At 65.6% G+C, this 8119-nt stretch carries 8 protein-coding genes; 3 read left to right on the top strand and 5 right to left on the bottom strand.

The features are described 5' to 3' along the window. Positions 1-40: 40 nt before the first annotated feature. Entirely contained in the window at positions 41-1183 is a 1143-nt protein-coding gene (locus ACREE8_RS10940; RefSeq protein WP_431573025.1) for a THUMP domain-containing class I SAM-dependent RNA methyltransferase, read from the bottom strand. Positions 1184-1322: 139 nt separating this feature from the next. Between ACREE8_RS10940 and ACREE8_RS10935 the strand changes: the two genes are divergently transcribed. Further along, a complete protein-coding gene (locus ACREE8_RS10935; protein ID WP_431573024.1) occupies positions 1323-2408 on the top strand; it encodes a Zn-dependent alcohol dehydrogenase in 1086 nt (361 codons plus the stop codon). An 89-nt stretch (positions 2409-2497) separates the two neighbouring features. On the opposite strand, the gene ACREE8_RS10930 is transcribed toward ACREE8_RS10935, so the two are convergent. Then, entirely contained in the window at positions 2498-2824 is a 327-nt protein-coding gene (locus tag ACREE8_RS10930; protein WP_431573023.1) for a hypothetical protein, read from the bottom strand. A 42-nt stretch (positions 2825-2866) separates the two neighbouring features. Beyond that, positions 2867-3496 carry a LysE family translocator gene (locus tag ACREE8_RS10925; RefSeq protein WP_431573022.1) on the bottom strand — a complete coding sequence of 210 codons (630 nt, stop codon included), beginning with the start codon at positions 3494-3496 and terminating at the stop codon, positions 2867-2869. Positions 3497-3704: 208 nt separating this feature from the next. Between ACREE8_RS10925 and ACREE8_RS10920 the strand changes: the two genes are divergently transcribed. Both ACREE8_RS10920 and ACREE8_RS10915 read left to right on the top strand, forming a co-directional pair. Continuing rightward, entirely contained in the window at positions 3705-4574 is an 870-nt protein-coding gene (locus ACREE8_RS10920) for a TauD/TfdA dioxygenase family protein (protein ID WP_431573021.1), read from the top strand. Positions 4575-4665: 91 nt separating this feature from the next. Next, positions 4666-5367: a hypothetical protein gene (locus tag ACREE8_RS10915; RefSeq protein ID WP_431573020.1), complete on the top strand. Its 702-nt coding sequence runs from the start codon at positions 4666-4668 to the stop codon at positions 5365-5367. A 107-nt stretch (positions 5368-5474) separates the two neighbouring features. Here ACREE8_RS10915 and ACREE8_RS10910 read toward each other — a convergent pair whose 3' ends face one another. After that, a complete protein-coding gene (locus tag ACREE8_RS10910) occupies positions 5475-5810 on the bottom strand; it encodes a cupin domain-containing protein (protein ID WP_431573019.1) in 336 nt (111 codons plus the stop codon). A gap of 207 nt (positions 5811-6017) precedes the next feature. Continuing rightward, positions 6018-8015, bottom strand: coding sequence for a BTAD domain-containing putative transcriptional regulator (locus tag ACREE8_RS10905; RefSeq protein ID WP_431573018.1), 1998 nt, complete (start codon positions 8013-8015; stop codon positions 6018-6020). Positions 8016-8119 lie beyond the last annotated feature (104 nt).

The raw sequence follows: 8119 nt of genomic DNA, 5'->3' as shown, positions 1-8119 counted from the left end.
AGGCCGCGCGCTTGTCAGCAGAAGACGTCCGCATCGCTCGTCACGGCAGCGGGCCGGTCAGGAACAGTGTCACGCTGATGCCGCCATGCGAGACGGAGCCGGCGGGCGGCGCGAAAGGCAGGCCGGTTGCCGCGGCGAGCGAGGCGTCGTTCGTCACCAGCCCCACCCGCCAGCCGGTGAAGCGGGAGCGCAGCGTCTGGCCGAGCGCGTTGTAGAGCGGATAGAGGGCCTTCCTGTCCCCCACGCGTCCACCGTAGGGCGGATTGACGATGACGAGGCCGGGCGGTCCCTCCGGTGCCACCAGATCGCTGATCGCGTGCTGCCGGAACGCCGTCAACGCCGCGACGCCCGCGCGCTCTGCATTGTCACGGCTCATCTGGATCGCGCCCGCGTCGCGGTCGCTGCCGTAGAATCGGACGGTGGGCGCCCGGCTGTCCGATCCGCTGACTTTCCCCTTGTTGCCGCCCGCCCCCTGCAGACGCTGCCAGGCCGCCGCGTCGAAGGTTGCGAGTTGCTCGAAGGCAAAATGCCGTGTCCGGCCGGGCTTGAGGCCGGCCGCGATCTCGGCCGCCTCGATGACGAAGGTGCCCGATCCGCACATCGGATCGACCACGGGTTCGGTGCCGTCATAGCCGCATTGCCGCAGGAAGAGAGCCGCCAGGTTCTCCCGCATCGGCGCCTTGGCGACGGCTTCCTTGTGGCCGCGCTTATGCAGCGATTCGCCCGACGTATCGACGCTGATGGTGCAGAGATCGTCTTCGATGCGCACCTTGATGCAGAGTTCGGCGTCGGGGGAGAGCGGCGCGCCGAGCTGATCCTTGATCGCATTCTCGATCCGCTGCGCCGCGGCGCCCTGATGGTAGATGCGGGAATGCTTGCAGGACGCCTCGACGCGGAAGGGCACATCCTTCCGCAGGAATTCACCCCAGGCCAGTTTACGCGCGCGCTTGTCGAGCTGGGCGAGATGGAGGGCGCGAAACGCGGCGATGCGCGCAAAAACGTGGCTGGCACCGCGAATCTCGAGATTCGCACGCCAGACATCGGGCCAGCCGCCTGTGACCGTCACGCCGCCCTTGACCGACGTCGGCGCCCTGAATCCTGCGGCCCGCGCCTCCGCGCAAAGCGCGGATTCCAGGCCCGGTGCCGTCACCAGGAAAATCTCGAAATCGTCGCCCTCGATCATGCCGTCTACATATCCCGCGGCGGCGCCGTGATCGACAGGTTTCTCGCCGCAGCCCCGTCAAGATCGGGTTGAAGGGAGGCGGGCCTCTGCGTGTAGACTGGCCCCGTCACCCCAGAAGACGGAAACTAGGGAGTCGTCCATGAAAGCCGCCGTCCTGCGCGAGATCGGCCAGCCGCTCACCATCGAGGATGTTGCCGTCTCGCTGCCGCGGGCGCACGAGGTCCTGATCCGGACCGCCGCCGTCGGGGTCTGCCACAGCGACCTTCATTATATCGAGGGGCTCTATGCCTGCCCCAAGCCGACCGTGCTGGGGCATGAATCGGCCGGCATCGTCGAGAAGGTCGGCGCCGAAGTGTCCTATGTGAAGCCCGGCGATCATGTCATCACCTGTCTGTCGGTGTTCTGCGGGCATTGCGAATACTGCACCACCGGCCGGCCTTACAGCTGCCAGAATCCCGAGACCGGACGCAGCGACGAACAGGAACCGCGGCTTTCGCAAAATGGCGGGCCGATGCACCAGTTCTATAGTCTCTCCTCCTTCGCGGAGAAAATGCTGGTCCACGAGCATGCGCTGGTGAAGATCCGCAAGGACATGCCGCTCGACCGGGCGGCGCTGATCGGCTGCGCGGTCACGACCGGTTTCGGCGCCGTGACCAACACGGCGCAGATCGAGGTCGGCAGCACGGTCGCCGTCATCGGCTGCGGCGGCGTCGGGCTGTCGGCGATCAACGGGGCGGCGATCGCCGGTGCCGGCCGCATCATCGCCGTCGACATCAAGGGCTCGAAGCTCAATCTGGCCAAGCATTTCGGCGCGACCGACGTGGTCGATGCCAGCCGCACCGATCCCGTCGAGGCGATCAAGGACATGACCAATGGCGGGGTCGAGTACTCCTTCGAGGCGCTCGGCCTCAAGAAAACCTCGGAGCAGGCGTTCCGGATGCTCCGCGCTTCCGGCACGGCCACGATCATCGGCATGGTGCCCGAGGGTCAGATGATCGAGGTCAGCGGCGCCGACCTGCTCAGCGACAAGAAGCTGCAGGGCTCCAACATGGGGTCGAACCATTTCCGGGTCGACATGCCGCGCTTCGTCGATTTCTACCTGGCGGGCAAGCTGAAGCTCGACGACATGATCTCGCGCCGGATCGGCCTCGGGCAGATCAACGAAGCCTTCGCCGAGATGAAACGCGGCGAGGTCGCCCGCAGCGTGATCATGTTCGATCACTGAAGGGCGATCCGCCGGCCAGGGCGGCTATCCGCCGGGACATCGCGCTCGACAACGAATGCCGGCGCATGGCTGTCCGCCTGCGAGGAACGTCAGCTCGCCTTCTTGGTCATTTTCCCGACGAGGCTGTCGGGCGGTCCGCTGATCGAGCCGTCGTCATTGACGGTGAAATCGATCTGGTCGCCCTCGCAGGTGACGGAGACGGTCTTATCCTTCTGGGCATAAGTGCAGTCGCCCGCCACCGGGCCCAGCGCGACGGAAGCCTTGCCATCGGACTTGAATTGGATCTGAAAGGCGCCGCCGTTGGCCTCGTAGGTATTGCCTTCGACACCCCCGCCCGATTTCCCGCAGGATACGATGGCGATGCCAAGCCCCGCGATCATCACGATGCGCGCGGCCGATAATGCAATGGCTTTCATTCTCATCCCCCAAAGTTCGAATTCAACTTCCAATCTGCATGCCTATTTGCGCGTCGCCAGCGCCGCCGTGATGCCGAGACCGATGAAGGAGGTGCCGGCGAACCAGCGCTGGATGCGCAGGAAGCGGCGGTTGCGGCGCAGAAAATCGCCGGCGGTGCCGGCCGCCAGCGCGAACATCCCGTCGCTCATGATGCCGAGGCCCATGAAGGTGAGGCCGAGGATGAGGATCTGCCAGTGGAGCGCGCCGCGTTCCGGCCGGACGAACTGCGGCAGGAAGGCGAGGAAGAAGATCGCCGTCTTGGGGTTGAGGAGATTGACCACGAAGCCGTCGCGGAAGACGCGGCGCAGTGGCGCCGCCGGGATCCTCGGCGCTTCGGGATCGGGGTCCTTCGCCATGAAGGTGCGGATGCCGATCCAGATGAGGTAGGCGGCACCGAGATATTTGACGACCGCGAAGGCGAGCGCCGAGGACACGAGGAGGGCCGAGAGCCCGACGGCCGCCGCGGTGATATGGACGATGGTGCCGAGATGGATGCCGAGCACCGAAACGAGTCCCGCCTTGCGCCCCTGCTCGACCGAGCGCGCGACGATATAGAGCACGGCCGGGCCCGGCGTCAGCAGCAACACCACCGACGCCACGACAAACAATCCCCACAGGGCCGGATCAGGCATGAGGCTTCTCCCTGGTTCCGCAGTCCCTCAGCAAGCCACAGCGGGGCGTTTGATACAAGGGATCGCGGCCGGCTGCGCGCATCCGGCTGGAACAATTCCTAAATCTGTTGTTACATCGGCCCCTGTTATGGCGCGGGGGCGGTGACGTTCGGCATGGGCTCGGGCCTTGGCGATTTTCCGGGCCGGCATTCTCAGGGAGACGTCTTCGATGCGTGCGACGCCCCTCCATCCCCGCTTCGGGCTCGAGATTCATGACGTCGATCTGCGCCATGTGACCGCGGAAGCGGGCTACCCGGCCATCCGGGAAGCCTTCGAAACCCATTCGCTTCTGCTCTTCCGCGGCCAGCAGCTCGACGACGAGGCCCATCTGGCGTTCGGCCTGCTATTCGGGCCGATCGAGGATCGCTCGCTGGGGAAATATGGCGACAAGCCGCGCATGGACAATGTCACAAATCTGTTGCCGGACGGCCGGGTCGCGCCGAAGGACGACAGCATCATGCTCAACAACATCGCCAACCAGCTCTGGCATACCGACAGCACCTTCCTGCCGGTTCCGGCGCTGGCCAATATTCTCGCGGCCCGCGTCCTGAGCTCGCGCGGCGGCGAAACCGAGTTCGCCTCGACCCGCGCCGCCTGGCGGGATCTGCCTGAAGCCCTGAAGGCAAGGACGAGAGACGCCGTGCTGCATCACCGCCTCTCCTATTCGCGCGCCAAAGTCTCGCAGAAACTGGCCACGGAGGAGAACTACACCAAGTGGGCCGACCAATCCTGGAAGGCCCTCTGGCACAACCCCGTCAACGGTGAGGATGCCCTCTTCATCGCCTCGCATGCTTTCGCAGTCGAAGGCCTGCCCGAGGCCGAAGGCCAGGCGCTCATCGACCAGCTCATCGAGTTCGCGACCCGTCCGGGCACCGTCCATACCCATGCCTGGCGGCCGGGCGACGTGCTGATCTGGGACGAGCGGGCCATGCTCCATCGCGGCCGGCCCTGGCCCTATGAGGAGGAACGCACGCTCGCGAGCATCTGCGTCTCGGCCCAGGACGTGGACGGTCTCAACCGGATGCGGCCGGGAACCTAGGCATCGCACAATCCGGAGAATCCCGGTCGCGCCGGACGCCCGAGGGCGACGGGCTTCGTTCGTCGAGCCGACCTTCAGGAGGTGCCTCAGGATGTGGAAATTCTCCCTCGCCGCCGCCATGGCGATCGTTTGTCTGGTCGCCGCGCAGCCCTCGGGCGCGGCGGATGCCATCGTCCTCTACTCGACCGATTTCAAGGGCTACCCGGGCGGCTCCTTGCTCGACTGGCTGCGCAGCAAGCACTTCATCCCCAAGCAGGATGCCGACAATAAGAGCAAGATCGCGCTGTCCATCCAGGACGAGGCGCTGGTGCTCGAGGCCAAGAAACGGGCGCTCGGCCTCCTGCTCAACGAGACCGACGTTCCCGGCGCCAAGCGTATCCGCATCGAATGGGAGGTCGGCGCCTTTCCCGAGGGCGTATCCTACGACCAGGGAATCCGCAGCGAGCCGATCATGGTCTACACCTTCTTCGGCAGCGACAAGATATCGAGCGGATCGATGTTGGTGCCGGACAGCCCCTATTTCATCGGCCTGTTCCTCTGCGAAGCCGGCCGCACCGACCATCCCTATACCGGGCGCTACTTCAAAGCGGGCGGGCGCTATGTCTGCGCCAACGTCGTCAAGGCCGGCGAGAGGATCATCACCGAGTTCGACATCGGCGATGCGGTCAAGAGCTATTTCAAGCTGGGCGAGATTCCGCCCGTCAGCGGATTCGCCATCGGCATCGACACCGACAACGCCAAAGGCAATGCCACCGCCAAGTCCTATATCCGAAAGATCGAATATCTGAACTGAGGCGCCGACGGCCATGAGTTCCGGCCGAGGCATGGGCGGTGTGCCGGCGCGGCAGGCACCCTGCCTGCTGCAGCTGCGTCAGGGACGGAAGACGCGTGGCATTCGGCTTAGCTGCCGACAGCGTGGTTATCGTACTCGCCGACGCCCTGCAGAATGAGGTATTTGCACGGCCCGTCATTCGGCCCGTAGACGCAATGCGCCGTCATCGGTGGGATCGTGCAGCGTTCTCCCGCATGCAGCAGGTGCTTCGCACGAGGTGCGCGTGTCTCCACCAGCATCGGGCCTTCCAGGCAAAAGAACACATCGGCGATCTTCGAGTGATAATGCCAGGGAATGCGTTGTCCGGCCGCAAGGGTATAGATCTTGGCGCGCATGTCCGCGCCATCCATGACCGTCTCGCTCTTGATCTCCTCGAGTTGGAGCTCTCTTGTTCCCTCTTTCATCGGCACGCTCGCTGATCAATTCTGGTTCATCGCTTTCGGCCGCTCGCGCTCTTGGGAGACGCCGCTGATTCTACGGATTATCGCATGCCCCGTTGCCATCGCAACAGCGGCCCGGTGCCGTCGGAATGATCACCGGCCGTATCCCCCTCTTCCTTCCATTGGCGGATCGCGAAAGCGCCGACGCCATGATCGGATCGCGCCTTGCGCTCAATCCTCGAGGCCGGCCTTGCGCAGGGCCTCGTAGAGATGGGCGAAATCCGCCTGATCCCGATATTCGAACGCGCCATGCCAGTAGGATTTCCAATCCTGGAGCCGGCGGCCCGGAAAGACGGCCATGTCGGTTTCGGCAATGCGCAGAAACTCCTCGAGCGTTGCGCGCGCCTCGGCCAGACGCCCCGCCTGGGCGTAGCTCGCCGCGAGCCAGCCGCGCACCTCGTTGATCGGGTCGCGCGCCTGTTTCAGCGCGGCGATCGCCTCCTCGTAGCGGCGCGCGGTGAAGCAGACGATGCCCTTGTCCCAAGGGACCCAGCGGGTATCGAACGGATTGAGCCGCCGACCGAGCTCGATCTGCTCCACGGCCGCTTCGGCGCTTCCTGTCGCCGCCAGATACATCGCGTTGTAGCGCCGGGCCACCGGATCGTTGGCGTTGAGTTCGATGGCCTTGACGATCTCCGCCCTCGCTTCCTCATACTCGCGGCGGAATATCTGGATGATACCCAGCATGATATGTCCGAAACCGTCGGACTCATCGAGCTCGATCGCATGCCGCGCCAGATCGAAGGCCTTGGCCAGGGCCCCCTCCCGGTCGAGCACCCAGCTCGCCATGTAGTTATAGAAGTGGCACCAGGCCGCATGCGCATGGGCCCGCGCGCTTGTGGGGTCGAGCGCCGCGGCACGTTCGGCCGAGGCCAGCGCCTGCGCGTTGTTGTCTCGCGTATATTTCAAGGTCAGCGCCTTGGCCCGCAGTACCAGATCGTAGGCCTTGAGCGCGACCGGGCTCAGCCGCTCCACGCGTTCCCGGCCCGCCGCATCGACGCGCCCGCTGACGGTCGAGGCGACGGAGCGCGCCACCTCGTCCTGAAGCGCGAAGACGTCGCGCATGTCCCGGTCGTAGCGCTCCGCCCAGAGATGGTTGCCAGTGGCCGCATCGACGAGCTGGGCGTTGATCCGCAGCCGCTCGCCCGCGCGCCGCACGCTGCCTTCGACGATATAGGCGACCCCGAGCTCGCGCGCGATCTCCTGCACCTTGAGCGACCGGCCTTTGAAAGCGAATGACGAGTTGCGGGCGATGACGAAGAGCGTTCGGAAGCGCGACAGCTCGATGATGATGTCCTCGGTGACGCCATCGCTGAAATATTGCTGCTCGGGATCGCCGCTCAGATTCTCGAAGGGCAGCACGGCGATCGAGGGCTTGCCGAGCGTCGACGGGGGCGGCGCCTCGTCCGGAGAGGATTGCTGACCAAGCTGAGGTGCGGAGCGGCGTTGGCGGATGGTCTCGTAGAGCTGTGTCGTCTCCACCTCCGGCTTTACGCCGAGCTCACGCTGGAGCCGATCACGCAGACCCTCATAGAGCTTCAGCGCCTGCGCCGCCTCGCCGCGCTCGGCATGAAGCTGCATCAGCGCGCGTGCCGCGCTTTCGCGCAAGGGATCGAGGGAAAGAAGCCGGCGCGCCGACTCGGCGGCGCGATCGCGGGCCCCGGCGGAGATCGACCGGCTCATCAGCAGCGACAGGGCTTCCTCGAAGCGCTGGCGCAGCCTCTGCCGCTCGATCAGGAGCCAATCCTCGAAGGCGGGATCCCGAATACTGATGCCTTCGAGCAGGTCGCCGCGATAGAGCGCGACCGCCCGTTCGAGCGCGTCCGTCGTTCCTTCGCTGGCCAGCCGTTCGAAGGCGCCGACATCGGTGCCGACGGCCGAGGGATCGAGCCTGACCATGTTCCGGTCGGCGAGAATCGCGGGCGGCTCCGCCGGCGGCAGGCATTGGCGCAGCCGGGTCACGGCATGTTTCAAGCTGTCGCGCGCCTGGGCATCGCTGCGGTCGCTCCAGAGCAGGCTCGCCAGCTTGTCGCGCGAATGCTCGACCCCGGCCGTCAGGGAGAGAAAGGCCAGGAGCGCCCGCTCCTTCTGACCGGTCAAATCGACAGGCGTGCCACTGGCCAGCCGGACTTCGAAGCCCCCGAGCAGCGTCAGCTCCGCGACTGTCATGGCGCCATGCCCACCGACATCTCCCACCGGGGCCCCCGAACCCGCCCCTGCCCCCGAGTTAACGCAGATTTCCCGCCAGCGGCAATCGTTCCACGCTTTTTCCC

This window comes from Hypericibacter sp., from assembly GCF_050729195.1.
Lineage (GTDB): Bacteria > Pseudomonadota > Alphaproteobacteria > Dongiales > Dongiaceae > Hypericibacter.
Note: the sequence above shows the minus strand (reverse complement) of the source record. Positions and strands in the feature narration are given on the sequence as shown.

Coding starts and splice junctions, on each gene's coding strand:
- ACREE8_RS10940 (WP_431573025.1), bottom strand. CDS start 1,183: ATGATCGAGGGCGACGATTTCGAGATTTTCCTGGTGACGGCACCGGGC.
- ACREE8_RS10935 (WP_431573024.1), top strand. CDS start 1,323: ATGAAAGCCGCCGTCCTGCGCGAGATCGGCCAGCCGCTCACCATCGAG.
- ACREE8_RS10930 (WP_431573023.1), bottom strand. CDS start 2,824: ATGAAAGCCATTGCATTATCGGCCGCGCGCATCGTGATGATCGCGGGG.
- ACREE8_RS10925 (WP_431573022.1), bottom strand. CDS start 3,496: ATGCCTGATCCGGCCCTGTGGGGATTGTTTGTCGTGGCGTCGGTGGTG.
- ACREE8_RS10920 (WP_431573021.1), top strand. CDS start 3,705: ATGCGTGCGACGCCCCTCCATCCCCGCTTCGGGCTCGAGATTCATGAC.
- ACREE8_RS10915 (WP_431573020.1), top strand. CDS start 4,666: ATGTGGAAATTCTCCCTCGCCGCCGCCATGGCGATCGTTTGTCTGGTC.
- ACREE8_RS10910 (WP_431573019.1), bottom strand. CDS start 5,810: ATGAAAGAGGGAACAAGAGAGCTCCAACTCGAGGAGATCAAGAGCGAG.
- ACREE8_RS10905 (WP_431573018.1), bottom strand. CDS start 8,015: ATGACAGTCGCGGAGCTGACGCTGCTCGGGGGCTTCGAAGTCCGGCTG.